The 21,913-nt window shown below is 70.8% G+C and carries 21 protein-coding genes and 1 pseudogene; 13 read left to right on the top strand and 9 right to left on the bottom strand.

From position 1 onward, the window contains the following. The first annotated feature begins 136 nt into the window (after nt 1-136). On the top strand, nt 137-1,168 hold the full coding sequence (locus JK363_RS29885; RefSeq protein WP_201879653.1) for an Rv2578c family radical SAM protein: 1,032 nt from the start codon (nt 137-139) through the stop codon (nt 1,166-1,168). 60 nt (nt 1,169-1,228) lie between these two features. Here JK363_RS29885 and JK363_RS29880 read toward each other — a convergent pair whose 3' ends face one another. The 3 genes and pseudogenes from JK363_RS29880 to JK363_RS29870 form a co-directional block, all read right to left on the bottom strand. Then, complete coding sequence (locus JK363_RS29880) at nt 1,229-1,843, bottom strand: hypothetical protein (RefSeq protein WP_201879651.1); 615 nt, start codon at nt 1,841-1,843, stop codon at nt 1,229-1,231. Beyond that, nucleotides 1,840-2,196, bottom strand: a complete 357-nt coding sequence (locus JK363_RS29875) for a MerR family transcriptional regulator (protein ID WP_201879649.1) — start codon at nt 2,194-2,196, stop codon at nt 1,840-1,842. The genes JK363_RS29880 and JK363_RS29875 overlap by 4 nt, the downstream gene beginning before the upstream one ends. 53 nt (nt 2,197-2,249) lie before the next feature. Next, nucleotides 2,250-2,698, bottom strand: a pseudogene (locus tag JK363_RS29870) (SDR family NAD(P)-dependent oxidoreductase). Nucleotides 2,699-2,764: 66 nt separating this feature from the next. On the opposite strand from JK363_RS29870, the gene JK363_RS29865 reads away from it, so the two are divergent. Continuing rightward, entirely contained in the window at nt 2,765-3,301 is a 537-nt protein-coding gene (locus JK363_RS29865) for a GNAT family N-acetyltransferase (protein ID WP_201879646.1), read from the top strand. A gap of 136 nt (nt 3,302-3,437) precedes the next feature. Here JK363_RS29865 and JK363_RS29860 read toward each other — a convergent pair whose 3' ends face one another. After that, nucleotides 3,438-4,079, bottom strand: coding sequence for a HEAT repeat domain-containing protein (locus tag JK363_RS29860; protein WP_201879644.1), 642 nt, complete (start codon nt 4,077-4,079; stop codon nt 3,438-3,440). 373 nt (nt 4,080-4,452) lie between these two features. Here JK363_RS29860 and JK363_RS29855 point away from each other — a divergent pair, with 373 nt between their 5' ends. The 9 genes from JK363_RS29855 (at nt 4,453) to pssA (ending at nt 15,392) form a co-directional block, all read left to right on the top strand. Further along, nucleotides 4,453-6,291, top strand: a complete 1,839-nt coding sequence (locus JK363_RS29855) for a 3-hydroxyacyl-CoA dehydrogenase family protein (RefSeq protein ID WP_201879642.1) — start codon at nt 4,453-4,455, stop codon at nt 6,289-6,291. An 85-nt stretch (nt 6,292-6,376) separates the two neighbouring features. After that, the gene (locus JK363_RS29850; RefSeq protein ID WP_201879640.1) at nt 6,377-7,198 is read left to right on the top strand and encodes a TetR family transcriptional regulator; all 822 of its coding nucleotides are present in this window, start codon (nt 6,377-6,379) and stop codon (nt 7,196-7,198) included. Nucleotides 7,199-7,664: 466 nt separating this feature from the next. Beyond that, entirely contained in the window at nt 7,665-9,002 is a 1,338-nt protein-coding gene (ccrA, locus tag JK363_RS29845) for a crotonyl-CoA carboxylase/reductase (RefSeq protein WP_201879638.1), read from the top strand. Next, a complete protein-coding gene (locus tag JK363_RS29840) occupies nt 9,002-11,029 on the top strand; it encodes an ethylmalonyl-CoA mutase (RefSeq protein ID WP_201879636.1) in 2,028 nt (675 codons plus the stop codon). The genes ccrA and JK363_RS29840 overlap by 1 nt, the downstream gene beginning before the upstream one ends. Then, entirely contained in the window at nt 11,026-12,003 is a 978-nt protein-coding gene (locus tag JK363_RS29835) for an HpcH/HpaI aldolase/citrate lyase family protein (RefSeq protein WP_201879634.1), read from the top strand. Before JK363_RS29840 ends, JK363_RS29835 begins: the two co-directional genes overlap by 4 nt. A gap of 2 nt (nt 12,004-12,005) precedes the next feature. After that, entirely contained in the window at nt 12,006-12,512 is a 507-nt protein-coding gene (locus tag JK363_RS29830) for a MaoC family dehydratase (RefSeq protein ID WP_201879821.1), read from the top strand. 1 nt (nt 12,513) lies between these two features. Next, nucleotides 12,514-13,719, top strand: a complete 1,206-nt coding sequence (locus JK363_RS29825; RefSeq protein ID WP_201879633.1) for an acyl-CoA dehydrogenase family protein — start codon at nt 12,514-12,516, stop codon at nt 13,717-13,719. 169 nt (nt 13,720-13,888) lie between these two features. Beyond that, nucleotides 13,889-14,545 carry a phosphatidylserine decarboxylase gene (locus JK363_RS29820; RefSeq protein ID WP_201879631.1) on the top strand — a complete coding sequence of 219 codons (657 nt, stop codon included), beginning with the start codon at nt 13,889-13,891 and terminating at the stop codon, nt 14,543-14,545. Next, nucleotides 14,532-15,392: a CDP-diacylglycerol--serine O-phosphatidyltransferase gene (pssA, locus tag JK363_RS29815; protein WP_201879629.1), complete on the top strand. Its 861-nt coding sequence runs from the start codon at nt 14,532-14,534 to the stop codon at nt 15,390-15,392. Before JK363_RS29820 ends, pssA begins: the two co-directional genes overlap by 14 nt. A gap of 306 nt (nt 15,393-15,698) precedes the next feature. Here pssA and JK363_RS29810 read toward each other — a convergent pair whose 3' ends face one another. Then, nucleotides 15,699-16,829, bottom strand: a complete 1,131-nt coding sequence (locus tag JK363_RS29810; protein ID WP_201879819.1) for a glycerate kinase — start codon at nt 16,827-16,829, stop codon at nt 15,699-15,701. Between the two features lie 202 nt (nt 16,830-17,031). Here JK363_RS29810 and JK363_RS29805 point away from each other — a divergent pair, with 202 nt between their 5' ends. Next, the gene (locus JK363_RS29805) at nt 17,032-18,120 is read left to right on the top strand and encodes an ADP-ribosylglycohydrolase family protein (protein ID WP_201879627.1); all 1,089 of its coding nucleotides are present in this window, start codon (nt 17,032-17,034) and stop codon (nt 18,118-18,120) included. Here the strand turns inward: JK363_RS29805 and JK363_RS29800 are convergent. Next, nucleotides 18,102-18,296 (bottom strand): DUF397 domain-containing protein, encoded by a 195-nt coding sequence (locus JK363_RS29800; protein ID WP_201879625.1) that lies wholly within the window; start codon nt 18,294-18,296, stop codon nt 18,102-18,104. The two genes, JK363_RS29805 and JK363_RS29800, sit on opposite strands and share 19 nt — an antisense overlap. Then, complete coding sequence (locus JK363_RS29795; RefSeq protein WP_201879623.1) at nt 18,293-18,793, bottom strand: Scr1 family TA system antitoxin-like transcriptional regulator; 501 nt, start codon at nt 18,791-18,793, stop codon at nt 18,293-18,295. Before JK363_RS29795 ends, JK363_RS29800 begins: the two co-directional genes overlap by 4 nt. A gap of 160 nt (nt 18,794-18,953) precedes the next feature. On the opposite strand from JK363_RS29795, the gene JK363_RS29790 reads away from it, so the two are divergent. Further along, nucleotides 18,954-19,700: an SIR2 family NAD-dependent protein deacylase gene (locus tag JK363_RS29790; RefSeq protein ID WP_201879621.1), complete on the top strand. Its 747-nt coding sequence runs from the start codon at nt 18,954-18,956 to the stop codon at nt 19,698-19,700. A 19-nt stretch (nt 19,701-19,719) separates the two neighbouring features. Here JK363_RS29790 and JK363_RS29785 read toward each other — a convergent pair whose 3' ends face one another. After that, complete coding sequence (locus JK363_RS29785) at nt 19,720-20,238, bottom strand: methylated-DNA--[protein]-cysteine S-methyltransferase (protein ID WP_201879619.1); 519 nt, start codon at nt 20,236-20,238, stop codon at nt 19,720-19,722. 62 nt (nt 20,239-20,300) lie between these two features. Continuing rightward, the gene (locus tag JK363_RS29780; RefSeq protein ID WP_201879617.1) at nt 20,301-21,776 is read right to left on the bottom strand and encodes a DNA-3-methyladenine glycosylase 2 family protein; all 1,476 of its coding nucleotides are present in this window, start codon (nt 21,774-21,776) and stop codon (nt 20,301-20,303) included. Nucleotides 21,777-21,913: the final 137 nt, after the last annotated feature.

Here is a 21,913-nt window from a genome sequence, read left to right as displayed (position 1 = left end):
GCGCCCGGCTGTCCGCGGCGCCCCTGGCTGCGGCAAGCCAACCACCTCCGGGGCGGCCGCCCAAATCCAAGGGTTGACGGAACCGAATGAAACATGTGTTCTATTGTGGTACGAGCGAGACCCGGAGGTGCGTGCCATGCGCTGGGACAACCTGACCAACGACGCGGAAGCGGGCGCTCCGGCCCTGTTCGCGGCGAACGCGGTCACCACCCGCACCATCGACACCCCCGAGTTCAGGGGAATCACCTTCCACGAGATCCGGGCCCGCTCGATCGTCAACCGGGTGCCGGGCGCCTCCCGGATGCCCTTCGAGTGGACGGTGAATCCGTACCGGGGCTGCACCCACGCCTGCGTCTACTGCTTCGCCCGCAAGACCCACAGCTATCTGGATCTCGACACCGGCCTGGGCTTCGACTCCCAGATCGTGGTGAAGGTCAACGCCCCGGAGCTGCTCCGCCGGGAGCTGGCCTCACCCCGCTGGCGCGGCGACCACATCGCCATGGGCACGAATGTGGACTGCTACCAGCGGGCCGAGGGCCGTTATCAGTTGATGCCCGGCATCCTCTCCGCCCTGGCCGAGCGCGCCAACCCGTTCTCGATCCTCACCAAGGGCACGCTGATCCTGCGCGATCTGGAGCTGCTGCGCCGGGCCTCGCGGGTCACCGACGTCGGCGTCTCGGTCTCGGTGGGCTTCACCGACCGCGAGCTGTGGCGCACCGTCGAGCCCGGCACCCCCTCCCCCGAGCGGCGGCTGGACGTGGTGCGCACCCTGACCTCCCACGGCATCCCGTGCGGAGTGCTGATGGCCCCGGTGATCCCGTTCCTCGGCGACTCCCCCGAGCAGCTGCGCGCCACCGTGCGGGCCATCGCGGAGTCCGGGGCGACCTCGGTGACCCCGCTGGTGCTGCATCTGCGGCCGGGCGCCCGCGAGTGGTTCACCGGCTGGCTCACCGAGCACCACCCGCGGCTGCTGCGCCGGTACGACGCCCTGTACGAGGGCGGCGCCTACGCCCCGAAGTGGTACCAGCGGCGGATCACCGGCATGGTCCACGACCTGGCCGCCGAGTACGGCATCGGCCCCTACGAACCGGGCGCGCACCGCAACCTCCCCGCGCGCGAGCCCGAGCCGCCCGCCGCACCGGAACCGGCCCAGCTGTCCCTGCTGTAGGCGACGATCCCCACCGGGCCCCGACCCGGGGGCCGCTGCCGGAGATCGAAGCGTTCGCGATCATCGGGGACGGTGGATCCGGCAGCTGATGTGCCCCGTCCCGGCGTGCGGGAAGGCGGCCGAGGCGGCGCGGGCCAGATCGGTGGTGTCCTGGGAACGGATGTCCAGACCGGGCCAGTTGACGCACTCCACATCGTCCAGCCCGCGCGCCGCCAGCGATTCCAGAAAGGCGGTCCAGCTGTCGCGCGGCCGCAGGGCGATCACGCCGTCGGCGTCCCGCGCCCGCAGGAACCGCAGTTCCACCCGGGCGCCGGCGTCCCGCACCCACTGGGTGGGTGCGTCCAGCGCGATCCGCTCGCGGTGGACGGTGGGCACCGGGCGCCCGGTCAGTTCGTCCACCGCCGCGTCCAGCAGCGCGGCCAGCTCGTCGAGGGCCGGGCCGGACGGCGCAGGCGCCTCCAGCCGCCGGGCCAGCCGCGGCACCCGCTCCCGCGAGCCGCGCAGCGCGTAGCCGAGACGGACGACCGGCAGCAGCGCGCCGCCATCGGCGGGGCGGTTCAGCGCCGCCGCCAGCGCGGCCACCCGCCGCCGTACGCCCGAGGCGTGGTGCTCGTCCAGATAGCGGGCGAACCACTCGTGCTCCGGCACCTGTTCGGGCCGCCCGGACCGCGTCACGGACCTGCCTCCGCCCGGTCCAGGGCCTCGGCCGGCCGGTCCCGGGCCCGTGTCTGGGCGGCGATCCGCGCGTCGAGGACGGCGAGCCGGTCCCGGGCGATCCGCAGCCCCTCCGAGCCGGGCGGGGCGGTCGCCATATCGCCGTCCAGACACGGGGCGAAGCAGCGGACATCGTCCAGGGTGAGGCCCACGGCCAGCAGATGGCGGATATTGCGTACGCGTACGGCGGCACGCTCGTCGTAGACGCGATAGCCGTTGTCCGCCCGCGCGGACTCGATCAGCCCCGCCTGCTCGTAGTGGCGCAGCGCACGCGGCGTGGTGCCCGTCGCCTTCGCCAGCTCCCCGATCCGCACCGGCCCCACCTCCGGTGCCCGTTCTATCAGCGGGCCGTGGGCCCGGGGCGCCGTCACCCCACGACCGCCCCGCCGTCGACCGGGAGCACCACGCCGGTGAGGAACGAGGCGCCGGGCGAGGCGAGCCGGGTGATCGCCCACGCCACTTCCCCGGGCCGCCCGATCCGCCCCAGCGGGGTGTGGTCGATCCGCCAGGCCCGCACCTGGGCGCGCTGCTCGGCCGAGAGCCCCGAGTGCTCCCCGATCGGGGTCTCGATCGCCCCGGGCGCCACACACACCACCCACACCCCGCGCGGTGCCAGTTCCACCGCCCAGCTGCGGGTGAGGGTCTCCAGGGTGTGGCGGACGATGTCCTCGGCGGCCCCGGCGGCGGTGATGTCGGCGGACAGCGGGTGGATGCGCGGATGCCCCTCGGCGGTCCGGGCCAGCGGTTCGGGCCGCCGTCCGACGGCCACGACCGGGTGCCCTCCCCGGCGAGGGCACGGGCGGTGGCCCGGCCGATACCGGTGCCCGCCCGGCCTGTGACCCTTCCGCCAGTGACAAGGTCAAGCCACCTACGGTGGGAGTCATGAACGGGGTACGGGTACGGGAGATGACCGAGGCGGACATCGACGCCGTGGCGGCAGTACGGGTGCGGGGCTGGCAGGAGGCGTACGCGGGGCTGATGCCGCAGTCGTATCTGAACGGAATGAGCGTCCAGGAGGACGCCGAGCGGCGTCGGGAGTTCTTCTCACGAGGTGTGGGGGACGTGGTCAACCTGGTGGCGGAGGCGAACGGCGGTGAGGTGGTGGGCTGGTGCTGCTTCGGCCCGTACCGGGACGGCGACGCTCCCACCGGGGACGCCGAGTTGTACGCGCTCTACGTACGCCCCGCGCAGGTGGGCACGGGTGTCGGCCGTGCCCTGCTCGGTGAGTCCCTGGACCGGGTCGGCGAGCGGGGCTTCCCCCGGCTGCGGCTGTGGGTGCTGCGGGACAACGCCCGCGCCCGCCGCTTCTACGAGCGGGCCGGGTTCGCGCCGGACGGCGGCACGGAGTCGTACGAGGTGGACGGGGTGTCCGTACCCGAGGTGCGCTACGCGCTGCGGCTGGACCCGGCGGCCGGCTGAGGGCCGCCGGGCCCCGCGGAGGAAGGGGCGCACCGGGCGGAAAGGACGCGCCGCGCGCACGGGGCGTACCGGACGCGGGGAGCGGTGGACCGCAGGCCGTACAGAGGGAGCGGGAACGCGGAGGCATGCCACGCCGTCACCGCGCGTGCGCCTTGTCCGCCGCATCGGCCGGTCCGCCCCCTCCTCCGCTGATCCGGGCCAGCGCCGCGGCCGCCGCCGCACTGAGCCGTATGTACTTGCCCGCGGCGGTCAGGGCCGGGATGGCCCGCTCGTCGCCGATCGCGCCCAGCCCCTCCACACAGGCCCGGGCGATCGGCCAGTGGCGGTCCCGGGCGGCCAACTGCCGCTCCAGCGCGGCGACCAGGGCGGGCACCGACTCGGGGGCGCGCAGCTCGACCAGCAGCCGGATGGGGTGCAGGGAGTAGGCGGTGCGCAGCGGATTGGTGGCCAGTGCGGCGGCGGCCCGCGCGGTGCGCGGATCGCCGAGGCGGGCCAGTACCCGGGCGGCGGTCGCACAGCGGGCGGGCTCACGGTAGTTGAGCAGCAGGACGAGCGTTTCGAAGGCCCGGCGGTCGCCCGCGCTGCCGAGAACAAAGGCCGCGGTCTCCCGCGCCCACAGCGGCTGCTCGGGCGCAACCAGGATGCGGGCGAGCTGTTCCCGCGCGGCGGGGGTGCCCTTGCGTACCAGCGAGAGCAGTGAGGCATGGGCCGCTGCCTCCTGCGGTGTGGTGAGCGAGGCCCGTACCCGCTCGGTCAGCGTCCGGAATTCATCGTCCATGCGAGGTCTCCCCTCCCCGTGAGCCGCGCCACCGCAACGGCTCGTCATCCGCTCTGGCGTCTTGGTTACCCGAGAGTTAATATGACGACACGAGCAGCACCCCTGCTCAGGCGGCCTGGTGACGCAGCCGCCTTGTGTGACGTCGGTTCGGCAGTACCAGCAGTACGGCATGGCCCCGGGACAGGGCCCGCCGCGTGTCTCCCACGGGCAGTTTCCTCCGTGCGGCGCTGTCCGCCAGGGAGCGTGCAAGCCCTTCCGTCGGAGTGGTGTGTCATCCGTTTCTGAGCCCAGCGCGTCAGCGGCATGACCGCCAGCTCCTCTCAAGTCGTCACTTCATCCCCGCTTCCGCGGGGAACACCCTCTGGAGTCCGCGATGGACCGTCTCCCACACACCGGCGTCAGCACCACGCCCTCCTCTGATCTCTCCCCCTCCGCGGCCCCGCTCACTACTGTCGCCGTCGTCGGTCTCGGCACGATGGGCACCGGCATCGCCGAAATCCTGGCCCGTGCGGGGCGCGAGGTGATCGGCATCGACATCAGCGAGCACGCCTGTCAACGAGCGGTGACCGCACTGGAGGTCGCCACGTCACGCGCCGTCGAGCGCGAGCGGATCAGCCAGGAGGAGCGGACCGGCATCCTGTCCCGGTTCCGGGTCTCCACCGATCTGCGTACCGCGGCCGATGCGCAGCTGGTGATCGAGGTCGTGCCCGAGGACTACGGCATCAAGCACGAGGTCTTCACCGAGCTGGACACCGTCGTCAGCCCGAGCACCATCCTGGCGACCGGCACCAACGCGCTGTCGGTGACCCGGCTGGCCGCCGAATCCGCCCGTCCGGAACGGGTCCTGGGCCTGCACTTCTTCAACCCGGCACCCGCCATGAAGCTGGTCGAGATCGTCTCCAGCGTGCTGACCTCGCCCGCGGCCGTCACGGCGGTCACCGAACTCGCCCGCGATCTGGGCAAGGAGCCGGTGGCGCTCGGCGACCGGCCCGGCTTCGTGGCCGACGGGCTGCTGTTCGGCTATCTCAACCAGGCCGCCGCGATGTACGAGGCCAAGTACGCGGCGCGCGAGGACATCGACGCGGCGATGCGGCTGGGCTGCGGGCTGCCGATGGGCCCGCTGGCGCTGCTGGACCTGATCGGCATCGACACCGCCCGGACCGTTCTGGAGGCGATGTACACCGCCTCCGGCGACCGGCTGCACGCGCCCGCGCCCATCCTGGGGCAGCTCTCCGAGGCCGGGCTGACCGGCCGCAAGGCGGGCCGCGGCTTCTACACCTATGAGGCGCCGGGCAGCGGCACCGTGGCCCCGGACGGCGCGACGGCGGACGAGGAGCACGCCACGGACGGCGCACGCCCGGTGCGCGCGGTCGGCGTCGCGGGCTCGGGCACGATGGCCAGCGGGATCGCCGAGGTCTTCGCCAAGGCGGGGCTCGATGTGGTGCTGGCCGCCCGTACCCAGGAGAAGGCGGACAAGGCGAAGGCCCGGATCGCCAAGTCCCTGGACCGCTCGGTCAGCAAGGGGCGGATGACCCAGGAGGCCCGGGACGGTGCGCTGGCCAGGATCACCCCGGCCGATGCGCTCGACGCCTTCGCCGAGGTGGATCTGGCCGTGGAGGCCGTCGCCGAGGACCTGAACGTCAAGCAGGAGCTGTTCCGGGTGCTGGACAAGGTCTGCAAGCCCGGTGCGGTGCTCGCCACGACCACCTCCTCGCTTCCGGTGATCGCCTGCGCCCGGGTCACCTCGCGTCCGCAGGACGTGATCGGTATGCACTTCTTCAACCCGGCGCCCGCGATGAAGCTGGTCGAGGTCGTGCGTACGGTCCTGACGGCGGACGACGTCCGGGCGACCGCGCACGCGGTCTGCAAGGCGGTGCGCAAGCACCCGGTCGACTGCGGCGACCGGGCCGGATTCATCGTCAACGCCCTGCTGTTCCCGTACCTCAACAACGCCGTGAAGATGATCGAGGAGCACTACGCCACCCCCGATGACATCGACACCGCGATGAAGCTCGGCGGCGGCTATCCGATGGGCCCCTTCGAACTGCTCGACGTCGTCGGCCTCGATGTCTCGCTGGCGATCCAGCAGGTGCTGCACCGCGAATTCCGCGATCCGGGCCTGGCCCCGGCGCCGCTGCTGGAGCATCTGGTCGCGGCCGGCTGCCTGGGACGCAAGACCGGGCGCGGCTTCCGCGAGTATGCGAGGCGCTGAGTACGACCCGGGGTGGGGCGGCCTGCTGGAGCCCTCTGTCAGTCCGCCCCCGCACCGGCACTCACAAGCGTGTTACGTTCCCCACATGTCCCAGCCCGTGAAGGCCGCTCGTCGCAAGCCCGCGCATTCGTCGCACTCCTCCGAGGGCGGTGAGAGCGCGGGAAGCCGCCGCGCCGCCGCCCAGCGTCTGACCATGCGCCGCAAACTGGCCGCGGCGGCCATGGAGTTGTTCGCGACGCAGGGGTACGAGGCGACGACGGTCGATGAGATCGCGGCGAGAGCGGGGGTGGCCCGGCGTACCTTCTTCCGTCACTTCCGCTCCAAGGAAGAGGCGATCTTCCCGGACCACGACGACACGCTGGTGCGTGCCGCGGCCGTGCTGGACGCGGCCCCGCCGCACGAGAACCCGCTGGACACGGTGTGCCGGGGGATCAAGGAGGTCATGCGGATGTACGCGGCCTCCCCCGCGGTCTCCGTGGAGCGCTATCGGCTGACCCGTGAGGTGCCCGCGCTGCGGGAGCGGGAGATCGCCTCGGTGGCCCGCTACGAGCGGCTGTTCACCCGCTATCTGCTGGGCCATTTCGACGAGGGCGCCCACCACGACGGCGATGACGACCCGCTGCTGGCGGAGGTGGCCGCCTCGGCGGTGGTCACGGCGCACAACCACGTACTGCGGCGCTGGCTGCGGGCGGGCGGCGAGGGGGATGTGGAGACCCAGCTCGACCACGCCTTCGCCATCGTCCGGGAGACCTTCGGCACCGGCATCGGCGCCGGACGCCCCGCCCCGGGGCGCCAGTCGGCGGCTGTGACGACGCAGGAGGAGGACGATGTGGTGGTGATGGTGGCACGTACCGACGCGCCGCTGAACGAGGTCATGCGGACCATCGAGCGGGCCCTCAAGCGCTGACGCTCCGCGGGAACGCAGCGGAGGTGACGTCGTTCGTCTGCGGCCGCGTCGTGGCTGGTCGCGCCCACGCGGCGGAGCCGCACATCGACACAGCCCGCGCCCCTTCGGAACGCACACAACCGAACACCATCAGCAACGGCCGCCCCATCCGGGGCGGCCGTTCTTGCTCATGCGTGCACCGCGGATGACAACTGAGAGAAATTGTTGGCACGCAGTGTCTTGCGGGGTGGCACAGGGTGCCATACGGTGAGGGTGTCCGGACGGCCGGCGTGCTGCACACACCGCGCGCCGGCTGTCCCCGCAAACCGTATTGCGCGTCCGGACAGCGTCTGCGTCACCAGGCGTTCCCGGCGCTACCCGCGCCCATCGAGCAGCACTCCGCCGAACCGACGGCACAGCAGCATCACCCGTCACGAGCCCAGCGTTCCCTCAAGCGTCCCCATGCGACGCTTCGCCGGAGGCACCGATGAACGAGATACTTGACGCGATCCTGGCGTCGGACACAGGACCCGAGGACTTCGCCGCACTGCGCATCCCCGAGTCGTACCGCGCGGTGACCGTGCGCAAGGACGAGGCCGACATGTTCGCCGGCCTGACCACCAAGGAGAAGGACCCCCGCAAGTCCCTGCACGTGGACGAGGTCCCGGTGCCGGAGCTCGGCCCCGGTGAGGCACTCGTCGCCGTGATGGCCAGCTCGGTCAACTACAACTCGGTGTGGACCTCCATCTTCGAACCGCTGTCGACCTTCGCGTTCCTGGAGCGGTACGGCAAGCTCTCCCCCCTCGCCAAGCGGCATGACCTGCCGTACCACGTGATCGGCTCCGACCTCGCGGGCGTGGTGCTGCGCACCGGCCCCGGAGTCAACGCCTGGAAGCCGGGCGACGAGGTCGTGGCCCACTGTCTGTCGGTGGAGCTGGAGAGCGCCGACGGCCACGACGACACCATGCTCGACCCCGAGCAGCGCATCTGGGGCTTCGAGACCAACTTCGGCGGCCTCGCCGAGATCGCCCTGGTCAAGTCCAACCAGCTGATGCCCAAGCCCGGACACCTCAGCTGGGAGGAGGCGGCCGTGCCGGGGCTGGTCAACTCCACCGCCTACCGGCAGCTGGTCTCCCGCAACGGCGCCGGGATGAAGCAGGGCGACAACGTCCTGATCTGGGGCGCCAGCGGTGGACTCGGCTCCTACGCCACGCAGTTCGCGCTGGCCGGTGGCGCCAACCCGATCTGTGTCGTCTCCTCTCCGCAGAAGGCGGAGATCTGCCGGAAGATGGGCGCCGAGGCGATCATCGACCGCAACGCCGAGGACTACAAGTTCTGGAAGGACGAGCGCACCCAGGACCCGCGCGAGTGGAAGCGGTTCGGCAAGCGCATCCGCGAATTCACCGGTGGCGAGGACATCGACATCGTCTTCGAGCACCCCGGCCGCGAGACCTTCGGCGCCAGCGTCTTCGTCACCCGCAAGGGCGGCACCATCACCACCTGCGCCTCCACGTCGGGCTACATGCACGAGTACGACAACCGCTATCTGTGGATGTCGCTGAAGCGGATCGTCGGCTCGCACTTCGCCAACTACCGCGAGGCATGGGAGGCCAACCGCCTGATCGCCAAGGGCAAGATCCACCCCACCCTGTCCAAGACCTACCGGCTGGACGAGACCGGCCAGGCCGCGTACGACGTGCACCGCAATCTGCACCAGGGCAAGGTCGGCGTGCTCGCCCTCGCGCCCGAGGAGGGCATGGGCGTGCGCGACCCGGAGATGCGGGCCAAGCACATCGACGCCATTAACCGCTTCCGGGACATCTGATGAGCGGCTCACCTCGCGAACGGGACCGCCCGTGGCTGATGCGGACGTACGCCGGTCACTCCACGGCCGAGGCCTCCAACGAGCTGTACCGGCGCAATCTGGCCAAGGGCCAGACCGGTCTCTCGGTCGCCTTCGACCTGCCGACCCAGACCGGCTACGACCCCGACCACATCCTCGCCCGTGGCGAGGTGGGCCGGGTCGGGGTTCCCGTCTCCCATCTGGGGGACATGCGGCGGCTGTTCCAGGACATCCCCCTGGAGCAGATGAACACCTCGATGACCATCAACGCGACGGCGATGTGGCTGCTGGCGCTGTATCAGGTGGTCGCAGAGGAGCAGGGCCTCGAGGGGGAGGCACTCTCCAAGCTCCAGGGGACGACCCAGAACGACATCGTCAAGGAGTACCTGTCGCGCGGGACGCATGTCTTCCCGCCGGGGCCGAGCCTGCGGCTGACCACCGACATGATCGCGTACACGGTCAACCACATCCCCAAGTGGAACCCGATCAACATTTGCAGCTACCACCTCCAGGAGGCCGGGGCCACCCCGGTCCAGGAGATCGCGTACGCGATGTCGACGGCGATCGCGGTGCTGGACGCGGTGTTCGACTCCGGACAGGTGCCCGAGGACCGCAAGGGCGATGTGGTCGCCCGGATCTCCTTCTTCGTGAACGCGGGTGTCCGGTTCATCGAGGAGATGTGCAAGATGCGCGCCTTCGGCCGCATCTGGGACCGCGTCACCCGGGAGCGGTACGGGATCAAGAACCCCAAGCAGCGCCGGTTCCGTTACGGCGTCCAGGTCAACTCGCTCGGCCTGACCGAGGCGCAGCCGGAGAACAACGTCCAGCGCATCGTGCTGGAGATGCTGGCCGTGACGCTCTCCAAGGACGCCCGCGCCCGCGCGGTCCAGCTCCCGGCCTGGAACGAGGCCCTGGGGCTGCCGCGCCCCTGGGACCAGCAGTGGTCGCTGCGCATCCAGCAGGTGCTCGCCCATGAGAGCGATCTGCTGGAGTACGACGACGTCTTCGCCGGTTCCCATGTGATCGAGGCCAAGGTCGCCGCGCTGGTCGAGGAGACCGAGGCCGAGATCGAGCGGATCCAGGGGATGGGCGGGGCGATGTCCGCCGTGGAGTCCGGCTATCTCAAGGCGCAGCTGGTGGCCTCGCACGCGGAGCGCCGGGCGCGGATCGAGGCCGGCGAGGAGAAGATCGTCGGCGTCAACTGCTACGAGGGCACCGAGCCCAACCCGCTCACCGCCGATCTGGACACCGCCATCATGACGGTGGACCCGGCCAACGAGGCGCGGGTGGTCTCGGCCCTGCACACCTGGCGCGAACAGCGGGACACCGCCCGGGCCGAGGAGGCCCTCTCGGCGCTGCGGAAGGCGGCCGCGGGCACCGAGAACCTGATGGCGGCCACCCTCGAATGCGCCCGCGCGGGCGTCACCACGGGCGAATGGTCCTGGGCGCTGCGCGATGTGTTCGGCGAGTTCCGCGCCCCCACGGGGGTGGGGGGCGCGCCACTCGCGGTCGCGGCGGAGGCGGGTTCCCTGCTCGCCTCCGTCCGCGAGAAGGTCGAGAAGACCGCGGCGGAGCTGGGCGGCGGGCGGCTGCGGCTGCTGGTCGGCAAGCCCGGTCTGGACGGCCACAGCAACGGCGCGGAGCAGATCGCGGTACGGGCCCGGGACGCCGGGTTCGAGGTGGTCTACCAGGGGATCAGACTGACCCCGGAGCAGATCGTGGCGGCGGCGGTCGCCGAGGACGTGCACTGCGTGGGTCTGTCGATCCTGTCCGGTTCGCACGCCGAGCTGGTACCGGACGTCCTGGAGCGGCTGCGCGCCGCGGGCGCCCAGGACATCCCCGTCATCGTCGGCGGCATCATCCCGGCCGCGGACGCCGCGGCGCTGCGCGCGGCGGGTGTCGCCGCCGTATTCACCCCCAAGGATTTCGGTATCACGGAGATCATCGGCCGTATTGTCGATGAGATCCGCACCGCGAACACGCTTCCCGCTCTGGAGGTTCCTGCATGACCGCCCCCGACGGCTCCGCGCCCAACCGGCTGCGTCCGCGCCGCTCCTGTCTGGCCGTGCCGGGCAGCAACCCGCGCTTCCTGGAGAAGGCGCAGGGGCTCCCGGCCGACCAGGTCTTCCTGGACCTGGAGGACGCCTGTGCCCCGCTGGCCAAGCCCGGGGCGCGGCACACGATCGTGAAGTTCCTCAACGAGGGCGACTGGACCGGCAAGACGCGGGTGGTACGCGTCAACGACTGGACGACCGAGTGGACGTACCGCGATGTCGTCACCGTCGTCGAGGGCGCGGGCCCGAACCTCGACTGCATCATGCTGCCGAAGGTGCAGGACGCCCAGCAGGTGGTGGCGCTGGACCTGCTGCTGACCCAGATCGAGAAGACGATGGGCTTCGAGGTCGGGCGGATCGGCATCGAGGCACAGATCGAGAACGCGCAGGGCCTGAACAACGTCAACGAGATCGCGCAGGCTTCTCCGCGGGTGGAGACGATCATCTTCGGCCCGGCCGACTTCATGGCGTCCATCAATATGAAGTCGCTGGTCGTGGGTGAGCAGCCGCCCGGCTACCCGGCGGACGCGTACCACTACATCCTGATGAAGATCCTGATGGCCGCCCGCGCCAACAACCTCCAGGCGATCGACGGCCCCTACCTGCAGATCCGCAACATCGACGGCTACCGCGCGGTGGCGCAGCGCGCCGCGGCGCTGGGCTTCGACGGCAAGTGGGTGCTGCACCCCGGCCAGGTGGAGGCGTCCAACGAGATCTTCTCGCCCTCCCAGGAGGACTACGACCACGCCGAGCTGATCCTGGACGCGTACGACTACTACACGTCCGAGGCGGGCGGCAAGAAGGGCTCGGCGATGCTCGGCGACGAGATGATCGACGAGGCCAGCCGCAAGATGGCCCTGGTCATCTCCGGCAAGGGCCGCGCCGCCGGGATGAAGCGCACCAGCACGTTCGAGATCCCGGAGGCGTGAGCATGCAGTTCGGGCGCACCTATGAGGAGTTCGAGGTCGGGGCCGTCTACAAGCACTGGCCCGGGAAGACGGTCACCGAGTACGACGACCACCTCTTCTGTCTGCTCACCATGAACCATCACCCGCTGCACATGGACAGCAACTACGCCGAGAAGACGACCGACTTCGGCAAGAACGTCGTGGTCGGGAACTACATCTACTCGCTGCTGCTGGGCATGTCGGTGCCGGACGTCTCCGGAAAGGCCATCGCCAATCTGGAGATCGAGTCACTGAAGCATGTCGCGCCGACCTTCCACGGCGACACGATCTACGGCGAGACCACGGTTCTGGACAAGACGCCGTCGAAGTCCAAGAACGACCGGGGCATCGTGTATGTGGAGACCAAGGGCTACAAGCAGGACGGCACGCTCGTCTGTGTCTTCCGCCGCAAGGTGATGGTGCCCACCGCGACGTACATCAAGGAGCGCGGCGGCGAGCAGCCGGGCCGCCCGGAGCTGGGAGAGCAGTGACATGAGCCGTCTCGCGCAGACCGAGGGCCTGACCGACATCCAGCGGGAGATCCTCTCCACGGTCAGGGAGTTTGTCGACAAGGAGATCCTGCCGGTCGCCACCGAGCTGGAGCACCGCGACGAATACCCGACCGCGATCGTCGAGGGCCTGAAGGATCTCGGCATCTTCGGGCTGATGATCCCGGAGGAATACGGCGGTCTGGGTGAGTCACTGCTCACCTACGCACTGTGTGTGGAGGAGATCGCGCGCGGCTGGATGAGCGTGTCCGGCATCATCAACACCCACTTCATCGTGGCGTACATGCTCAAGCAGCACGGCACCCAGGAGCAGAAGGACTACTTCCTGCCCAAGATGGCGCTGGGCGAGATCCGGGGCGCCTTCTCGATGTCGGAGCCGGGGCTGGGCTCCGATGTGTCCGCGATCACCAGCAAGGCGGTGCGGGACGGCGACGACTACGTTCTCAACGGCCAGAAGATGTGGCTGACCAACGGCGGCAGCTCAACGCTGGTGGCGGTGTTGTGCCGGACCCCCGAGGGGGCCGCGGAGGGCGCCGCCCCGCATAAGTCGATGACCACCTTCCTGGTCGAGAAGGAGCCGGGCTTCGGCGAGGTCAGGCCGGGTCTGACCATCCCCGGCAAGATCGAGAAGATGGGCTACAAGGGCGTCGACACCACCGAGCTGATCATGGACGGACTGCGCATTCCGGCCGATCGGGTCCTCGGCGGCTCCCCCAATCGCGGTTTTTACCAAATGATGGACGGAGTCGAGGTCGGCCGGGTCAATGTGGCCGCCCGTGGCTGTGGCGTGGCACAACGCGCATTTGAGCTGGGCGTTGCATACGCACAAGAACGGCACACCTTCGGGAAGGCGATCGCCCAGCACCAGGCCATCCAGTTCAAACTGGCCGAAATGGGAACAAAGGTCGAGGCGGCTCATGCGATGATGGTCAATGCGGCCCGCAAGAAGGACGCGGGCGCACGCAACGATCTCGAGGCGGGAATGGCGAAGTACCTGGCGTCGGAGTACTGCAAAGAGGTCGTGGAGGACGCCTTCCGCATCCATGGGGGCTACGGTTTCTCCAAGGAATACGAGATCGAGCGCCTCTACCGTGAGGCACCGATGCTCCTCATCGGCGAAGGCACCGCTGAGATCCAGAAAATGATTATTGGCCGACGACTCCTGGAGGAATACCGAACCCAAGGCTGAACGTCCCTTTTGGGGTGGTATCCGAGAGAAGAAGGTCACACCGCGCCAGGGATCTTCGGCCACCGACAGGCCCTGGCGCTTGCCCAGTTACCGCTCGCAACCGATACCATCCCGGAAAGCCGCCGTCCCCAGTCTTGCGTCGCGGCATCCTCCGCTACGAAGGTCATCCATGCCCCACAGCCATACCTCTGCACAACGCGACAGCCTGCTCGGCGTACGCCTCGCACGCGGAGCATCGCCGTGGCTCCTCCCGACCGTCGCCACCGCGGCGGTCAGTCTCATTCGCGCTCGTCGCTCCGGCCGCTGGGCGGCGGCCGCCGTGCCCGCCACCGCGCTCGCGGCGGGCATGCTGTGGTTCTTCCGCGACCCGGAGCGAGAGATCACCCAGGGCCGGGTGATCTCCCCCGCCGACGGTGTGGTGCAGAGCATCATGCCCTGGAAGGACGGACGCACCCGCGTCGCGATCTTCATGAGTCCGCTCAATGTCCATGTCAACCGGGCCCCGCTCGCCGGCACGGTGACCTCGGTCGAGCACATCCCCGGTGGCTTCGTTCCCGCCTTCAACAAGGAGAGCGAGAACAACGAGCGCGTGGTGTGGCACTTCGACACCGAGCTCGGTGACATCGAGATGGTCCAGATCGCCGGTGCCGTCGCCCGGCGTATCGTCCCCTATGTGCCGCAGGGCACGAAGGTCGAACAGGGTGAGCGGATCGGTCTCATCCGCTTCGGCTCGCGCGTGGACATCTACCTCCCCGAAGGTGTCGACGTCGCGGTCGAGGTCGGCCAGGCCACCACCGCGGGGGTGACTCGCCTTGACCGTGATTGATCCGGATACACAGGCTTCCTGGGTTCCCGAAGCCGAGGTGGACGACATCGACGAGACGGACGACATGCCGCTGTCGACACGACTGTCGATAGCCGACACCCTCACCCTCGGCAACGCCACCTGCGGCTTCCTGGCGGTGTACTTCACCACCACCGGCGTTCTCATCCCGCATCTCACGGGCAGCGAGGACGGCGGCATGACGCGGCACAGCGCCGCCTCGGCGGTGATGCTGATGCTGCTGGCGTCGGTCTTCGACCTCTTCGACGGGCTTGTCGCGCGCAAGCTGCGCAGCTCGGCGATGGGCGCGGAGCTGGACAACCTCTCGGACCTGATCAGCTTCGGTCTCGCCCCGGCGTACTTCGTGCTGGTCTGGGGCATGGTCGACAATCACGCCTATCAGCGGGTGTCGGCGGTGGCCGCCATCGTGGTGCTGTTGGCGGTGGTGCTACGGCTGGCGAGATTCTCCTGTGTCACGCTGCGTGACGGAGTGTTCCAGGGCATGCCGAGCCCCTTCGGCGCGCTGACGGTCGTCTCGGTGGTCCTGCTGGGCCTGCCCTTCGTACCGACCCTGCTGGCGATCATCGGGGTCGCCTGGCTGATGGTGAGCCGGGTGGAGTACCCCAAGCCGCGCGGCCGCCTCGCGGTGGCCATGCTCGGCTGGATCGTCACCAGCATGGCCCTCTTGGCGGCCTGGGCCTTCGAGGCCCCCGGCGGCGAGCTGCTGCTCCAGTCGGCCTGCGCCCTCCAGGTGGTCATGGGCGCGGTGATTCCGCTCTTCGCCACCGCCCGCCGGGTCAACGCCTTCCGCGACAACCGCCGCGAGGCCCGGGCGGCGCAGGTTCCGTAAACCGGCCTTCCGGTGCGCCATGCGCATACGGGGTGGGGCTCGAGCGAGATCGCTCGGGCCCCACCCCTTTTTCCGGTTTTCCGGTGCTCGGCAGTCGTGCCGGGGTACGCGCCGCCCCGCCTATGACCCGAGGTCGAGAACGCGCACCTGCGCCACGGCGCGGTCGGCAGGCAGGTCCAGGTCGAGGAGCCGGTCTCTCGCTTCCGTGGGGATGCGGATGTTCGCATCGGACATGAGGAGGCTCCTTCCGCTCATGGCAGCAAGGTACGGGTACGCACCCGTGCCCACTGGCTGAATGCGCCGACGTCAGCCGAGGAAGTCCGCCGCCAGGCGTTCCGCGGTGCGTTCCAGGAGGGGGCCCGCCTGGGCAATGCAGCGGGACGGGTCCGGTTCCAGATCGGTCAGCGGGTAGGCGCGGCGGATGCCGGCGTTGCCCAGGGCCGACGGGGAGAGGGCGAGGCGGCCGCAGACCGCCACGACCTCGATGCCGTGGGCCCGCGCCGCCGTGGCCACGCCCGCCGGGGCCTTGCCGTGCAGGGTCTGCTCGTCGAGCGAACCCTCGCCCGTGATCACCAGGTCCGCGCCTTCCAGCGCCGCCGCGAAGCCGAGCACCTCCAGCATCACCTCGATACCGGGGCGGAAGCCCGCGCCCAGACCCAGGAGCGCGCCGAAGCCGATGCCGCCCGCCGCGCCCGCGCCGGGCGCCTGGGCGCAGTCGGCGGCCCGGGGGCCGACCGTGCGCTCCAGCACCCGTACGTAGTGCGCCAGCGCGGCGTCCAGCGCGTCGACATCCTCCTCGCCCGCGCCCTTCTGCGGGCCATAGACCGCCGCGGCGCCCTTCGGACCGGTCAGCGGATTGTCGACATCGCTGGCCAACACGATCTCGGTGGCCGCCAGCCGGGGGTCGAGGCCGGTCAGATCCGCCGTGGCCAGGTCGCGCAGCGGACCGCCGCCCGGGGCGACGGGCTTACCTTCGGCATCCAGCAGCCGCGCCCCCAGCGCGCCGAGCATGCCCGCGCCGCCGTCGGTGGTGGCGCTGCCGCCGACGCCGAAGACGATACGGCGCGCCCCCGCGTCCAGGGCCGCGCGCAGCAGCTCACCGCTGCCGTAGGTGGTCGCGGTCAGCGGTGCGTACACCCCTGCCGGGAGGTGCCGCAGCCCGGACGCCTCGGCCATCTCGACCACGGCCGTGGCCCCGCGCAGCGCGTACGCGGCCGTCACCGGGGCGCCCAGCGGCCCGGTGACCGTCACCTCGCGTCGCTCGAATCCGGCCGCGACCGCCGCGCCCACCGTGCCGTCACCGCCGTCGGCGACCGGCAGCGACACGATCTCCAGCTCGGCCCCGTCCGCCGCGCCCCGGCGCAGCCCGGCCGCCACATGCTCGGCGACCTGCACGGCGGTGAGCGAGCCCTTGAACTTGTCCGCGGCGATCAACACGCGTGTCGGCCGGGTGGCCTGCCCCTCGGCCCATGTCTTCGTCGGCTCTGCCTTTTCCTCGTCCGTCACCTTGGTAACCCCTTGCTTCCGAACAGGCAGTCGCGCCGCTGTGACCCTATCCGCCGCCAAGCCCCTTGCCCACCACCGCTTTCCCGGGCGCCTTTCCCGCGCGCTTCGCCCTGGACTCCGGTACACCTGACACATGGGCCTCAGCGGCAGCGCACTCGCGGACCGGATCCATGGCGGCTGGCTCGGCCGCGTCGCCGGGAACATGCTGGGCAAACCCGTCGAGCGGGGCGATCACTGGACCCGTGACCGCATCGACCGCTATCTGCGCCGCGCCGGTGCCCTGCCGCTGACCGACTATCTGCCCGTGCTGGAGCCGCCACCGGACCCGGTGGAGTTCGAGCTGCGCCCCGAGTGGCAGGAGTGCACCCGCGGCCGGATCCACGGCAGCTGCCGCGACGACGACGTGGACTACTCCGTCCTGGGGCTGCACCTGCTGGAGACCCACGGCTTCGGCTTCACCACCGAGCAGGTCGGCGAGCTGTGGCTGCTGTGTCTGCCGTACCTCCAGACGTTCACCGCCGAGCGCGTCGCGTACCGCAATCTCGCGGCCGGGGTGAAGCCGCCGCTCAGTGCCACGCTCGACAACCCGTACCAGGAGTGGATCGGCGCCCTGATCCGCGCCGACATCCACGGCTGGGTCAACCCCGGCGACCCGCGCCGCGCCGCCGGGATGGCACGACGCGACGCCGTGCTGTCCCACACCGGCAACGGGGTGTACGGCGCGATGTGGGCGGCCGCCCTGATCGCCGCCGCCTTCACCGCCGACGGCCCCCGCGCCGCCGTCGAGGAGGCCCTGACCCCCATCCCCCCGCGCTGCCGCCTGGCCCGCGTCGTCCGCCGCGCGGCGTCCCTGTACGACGCGGGCGTGAGCTGGGCGAACGCCCTGGACCAGCTGGAACGGGAGACGGTCGGCCTCCCCTGGATCCACGTCGTCCCCAACGCCGCCGTCATCACCACCGGACTGCTCTACGGTGCCGGGGACTTCACCTCCACGATCACCCTGACCGTCCGCGGCGGTCTCGACACCGACTCCAACGGCGCGACGGCGGGCTCGGTCGCGGGCGTCCTGTGCGGTGCGGAGGCGATCCCGCGGCAGTGGACCGACCCGCTCGAAGACCGCCTGCGCAGCGCGGTCTTCGGCTTCGACGACGCCCGCATCAGCGACCTGGCGGCCCGCACCCACCGCCTGGCAGTGGCGGGCGCTCAGCTCGTCGCGACGTAACGCACGAAGCGGGTCCAGTCGGCCCGGCCGACGGTCAGATGAGGACGCGTCACGTCCTTGGAGTCCCGCACGTGGACTATTCGTTCGCTGACAGCGACCTCGACACACTCACCGCCCTCGTCACCGCTGTAGCTGCTCTTGAACCAGTCGAGCGGCGTGCCGTTCTCGATGTTCATAGCTCCCCCAGCATCTTCTCGAGCAAGAGCAGAGACTCACGTGGTGTGAGTGCCTGCGAGCGGATGCTTCCATACTTCGCTGCCAGGATGCGCACTTCCTCGGCGTCTGTGATCAGTCGGCTGAGGTTCTGCACTTCCAAGTAGGCAACCTGCGAACGTCCCTTGGGAGTGAGAAGCGTGAACGGACCGCCCATTCCCGCGTGCTCTTCGCTGTCCGTCGGCATGATCTGCACTTCGACGTTACGCATCCGTGCTGTCTCGAACAAGCGTTCCAACTGGCCACGCTGAACGTCCCGGCCCCCGAAGGGATGCTCCGGCTGCGGAACCCGCAGCCCCCGCTCGACCGACGAGATGGTCGCCTCCGAGTAGCCGAGCCGCTCCCCCAACTCCTTCTGCCTCAGCCCGCCCCGCTCCCGTAACACCTTGATCTGCCGTCCCAGCGCGCGGAACAGGTCCACCGCGCCGTCGCCCGCGTCCTCGTCGTGCGGATCCGCCATCGGTCCCCTCCGCTGCGTCGGAATGATTTTCGGGCAGCGTAGGACCGGCCGGTCACGCCATGTGACCGGAATCGGCGAATCCCCACCGTGGGGGTGAAGGCCGCTACGTCCGGCAAAACGCGGTCGCCCCTGGTCGCACCGGCTGCGTACGCTCGGCGGCATGAGCAGCGAGACACAGCACCGGCCCCTGGTGGCGATCCTGAGCGGGGCGGGCATCTCCACGGACTCCGGGATCCCCGACTACCGCGGCCCGCAGGGGCTGTGGCGGCAAGACCCGGAGGCCGAGAAGCTCGTGACGTACGACTACTACATGACCGACCCGGAGATCCGGCGCCGCTCCTGGCAGATGCGGCGCGGCAGCAAGGCGCTGCACGCCCGGCCGAACGGGGCGCACGAGGCCGTGGTGCGGCTGGAGCGGTCCGGGGTGCCGGTGCGGGTGATCACCCAGAACGTGGACGGGCTGCACCAGCTCGCCGGGCTGCCCGCGCGCAAGGTGCTCGAACTGCACGGCACCGCACGGGTCGTGCAGTGCACGGTCTGCCACGCGCGCTCGGCGATGACGGACGCCCTGGAGCGGGTGGAGTCCGGCGATCCGGACCCGGCATGCGAGGAGTGCGGCGGGATCCTGAAGTCGGCGACGGTGATGTTCGGGCAGAGCCTGGACCCCGAGGTGCTGACCGAGGCGGTCGCGGTGGCGCGGGCCTGCGAGATCTTCATCGCGGTCGGCACCAGCCTCCAGGTGCAGCCCGCGGCTTCCCTCGCCGGGATGGCGGCGGAGAGCGGCGCCCGGCTGATCATCGTCAACGCCGAGCCGACCCCGTACGACGAGATCGCGGACGAGGTCGTCCGTGACCCCATCGGTGAGGCACTTCCCGCCCTGCTGGACCGGATCGCGGCGGGCGGCTGACCCGCCGCGCCGAGCCGCGTCAGCCCACGAGGTCCCAGACGCCGACGAGTCCGGATCCGCTCTCGAAGTCCAGGAGTCGGCGCTTGCGGTCGAGTCCGCCGCCGTAGCCGGTGAGGCTGCCGGTGGAGCCGACGACGCGGTGGCAGGGGACGACGATGCCCACCGGGTTCTTGCCGTTGGCCAGACCGACGGCGCGGGACGCGGTGGGCTGCCCGATGCGGTCGGCGAGCTGCCCGTAGGAGAGCGTCTCGCCGTACGGGATACGGCACAGCTCCTCCCAGACGCGCCGCTGGAAGGGCGTACCGGTCAGCTTCAGGGGCAGGTCGAAGTCGGTCAGGTCGCCCGCGAAGTAGGAGGCGAGCTGACGGGCGGTCTCGGCGAACGGCGCGTCGTCGGGGTCGCCGGGCGCGCCGAAGTTCTCCTCGGGCGGGCGGTGCCGCTGCTCGGTCATGTAGAGACCGCTGAGCGCAGCGCCGGTGGCGACCAGGGTGAGCGGGCCGACGGGGCTGTCGATGACGGTGTGGGTGCGGGTGGTCATGTCGGGTGTCCTTGTCGGGGATTGCGGGAGCGTTTTCCTGGGGCGCTTTCCGGGCCCCGGCGTCAGGGCGCCGGCAGTCGGTTGATCGCGTGCGTCTCGTCCGTCGCCCACAGGTACTGGACGGCGTACGCCCGCCACGGCCGCCACCGCGTGGACCAACGGGTGAGGGCTCCCGGGGTGGCGGGCATGCCCAGGTGCCCGGCCGCCCGCCGCACCCCGAGGTCGGTCGGGACGAAGGCGTCCGGGTCGCCGAGCGCGCGCATCGCGATGACCTCGACGGTCCACGGGCCGAGGCCGGGCAGCGCGGCGAGACCGGCGCGGGCCTCGTCCCAGTCGGCGCCGATGCCGAGCGCGACACGGTCCTCGGCGAGGGCGTCGACCAGGCCGGTGAGCGTGGCGCGGCGGGTGCGCGGCATGGCCAGTGCCGCCGGGTCGAGTCCGGCCAGGTCCCCCGCGGTCGGGAAGAGATGGGTCAGTCCGCCCGCCGGGTCCTCCACGGGCTCGCCGTGGGCGGTCACCAGACGGCCGGCGTGGGTACGGGCCGCCGCCGTGGACACCTGCTGGCCGAGTACGGCGCGCACCGCGAACTCCTCGGCGTCCACCGTGCGCGGCACCCGCCGCCCCGGGGCCTTGTCGACCAGCGGGGCGAGCTGCTCGTCGGAGCGCAGCAGTTCGTCCACGGCGGCCGGGTCGGCGTCGAGATCCAGCAGGCGGCGGCAGCGGCTGATCGCCCCGGCCAGATCCCGCAGATCGGCGAGCGAGAGCTGACAGGCGATGTGGTCCGGGCGCGGGCTCAGGGCGACCACCCCGGGCCCGTACGGCAGCCGCAGCGTCCGCCGGTACGCGCCGTCGCGCCACTCCTCCACACCGGGGACCGCGGTGGCGGCCAGATGTCCGAAGAGGTTGTCGGGGCACAGCGGCGCCCGGAAGGGCAGCCGCAGGGTCAGCGCACCGGGGACGGCGGGCTGCGGACCGCTTCTGGCTCGCTGCCGCAGCTCGGTCGGGGTGAGCGCGAAGACCTCGCGCACGGTCTCGTTGAAGGCGCGGATGCTGGCGAACCCGGCGGCGAAGGCGATATCGGCCATCGGCAGCGGGCTGGTCTCGATGAGCAGCCGCGCGGTCTGCGCCCGCTGGGCGCGGGCCAGCGCCAGCGGCCCCGCGCCCAGCTCGGCGAGGAGCTGGCGCTCGATCTGGCGGGTGCTGTAGCCGAGCCGCGCGGCAAGACCCGGCACCCCGTCCCGGTCCACCACGCCGTCCGCGATCAGTCGCATGGCGCGGGCCACCAGGTCCGCGCGCTCGTTCCACTGCGGGGAGCCGGGGCCGGCGTCGGGGCGACACCGTTTACAGGCCCGGAATCCGGCCTGCTGGGCGGCGGCGGCGCTGGGGTAGAACCGCATGTTCTCGGGCTTCGGACCGACGACCGGGCAGCTCGGACGGCAATAGATACCGGTGGTGACGACGGCGATGAAGAACCATCCGTCGAAGCGGGCGTCTTTGGCCTGCGCCGCGCGCAGGCACCGGTCGGTGTCGGTGTGCATGTCTCCAGCATCCGCCGACGGATGGGGCGGTGCTCGCGGAAATCCGACATGGACGTCGGCCGGGGGCGGAACCGCCCTGTCCGACGAGGGATGTTGTATCAAACGGGCAGACCGGCGGTGCCGGGATCGGCATCATG

Origin of the sequence: Streptomyces coffeae, assembly GCF_016741875.1 — a bacterium.
Taxonomy (GTDB): domain Bacteria; phylum Actinomycetota; class Actinomycetes; order Streptomycetales; family Streptomycetaceae; genus Streptomyces; species Streptomyces coffeae.
Note: the sequence above shows the minus strand (reverse complement) of the source record. Positions and strands in the feature narration are given on the sequence as shown.

Excerpts from the sequence above, each read along its gene's own strand:
- JK363_RS29830 (WP_201879821.1), top strand. The coding sequence starts at position 12,006 with ATGCAGTTCGGGCGCACCTATGAGGAGTTCGAGGTCGGGGCCGTCTAC.
- JK363_RS29780 (WP_201879617.1), bottom strand. The coding sequence starts at position 21,776 with ATGCACACCGACACCGACCGGTGCCTGCGCGCGGCGCAGGCCAAAGAC.
- JK363_RS29840 (WP_201879636.1), top strand. The coding sequence starts at position 9,002 with ATGAGCGGCTCACCTCGCGAACGGGACCGCCCGTGGCTGATGCGGACG.
- JK363_RS29790 (WP_201879621.1), top strand. The coding sequence starts at position 18,954 with ATGAGCAGCGAGACACAGCACCGGCCCCTGGTGGCGATCCTGAGCGGG.
- JK363_RS29800 (WP_201879625.1), bottom strand. The coding sequence starts at position 18,296 with ATGAACATCGAGAACGGCACGCCGCTCGACTGGTTCAAGAGCAGCTAC.
- JK363_RS29825 (WP_201879633.1), top strand. The coding sequence starts at position 12,514 with ATGAGCCGTCTCGCGCAGACCGAGGGCCTGACCGACATCCAGCGGGAG.
- JK363_RS29865 (WP_201879646.1), top strand. The coding sequence starts at position 2,765 with ATGAACGGGGTACGGGTACGGGAGATGACCGAGGCGGACATCGACGCC.
- JK363_RS29785 (WP_201879619.1), bottom strand. The coding sequence starts at position 20,238 with ATGACCACCCGCACCCACACCGTCATCGACAGCCCCGTCGGCCCGCTC.
- JK363_RS29885 (WP_201879653.1), top strand. The coding sequence starts at position 137 with ATGCGCTGGGACAACCTGACCAACGACGCGGAAGCGGGCGCTCCGGCC.
- JK363_RS29805 (WP_201879627.1), top strand. The coding sequence starts at position 17,032 with ATGGGCCTCAGCGGCAGCGCACTCGCGGACCGGATCCATGGCGGCTGG.
- JK363_RS29860 (WP_201879644.1), bottom strand. The coding sequence starts at position 4,079 with ATGGACGATGAATTCCGGACGCTGACCGAGCGGGTACGGGCCTCGCTC.
- ccrA (WP_201879638.1), top strand. The coding sequence starts at position 7,665 with ATGAACGAGATACTTGACGCGATCCTGGCGTCGGACACAGGACCCGAG.
- JK363_RS29820 (WP_201879631.1), top strand. The coding sequence starts at position 13,889 with ATGCCCCACAGCCATACCTCTGCACAACGCGACAGCCTGCTCGGCGTA.
- JK363_RS29795 (WP_201879623.1), bottom strand. The coding sequence starts at position 18,793 with ATGGCGGATCCGCACGACGAGGACGCGGGCGACGGCGCGGTGGACCTG.
- JK363_RS29855 (WP_201879642.1), top strand. The coding sequence starts at position 4,453 with ATGGACCGTCTCCCACACACCGGCGTCAGCACCACGCCCTCCTCTGAT.
- JK363_RS29850 (WP_201879640.1), top strand. The coding sequence starts at position 6,377 with ATGTCCCAGCCCGTGAAGGCCGCTCGTCGCAAGCCCGCGCATTCGTCG.
- JK363_RS29835 (WP_201879634.1), top strand. The coding sequence starts at position 11,026 with ATGACCGCCCCCGACGGCTCCGCGCCCAACCGGCTGCGTCCGCGCCGC.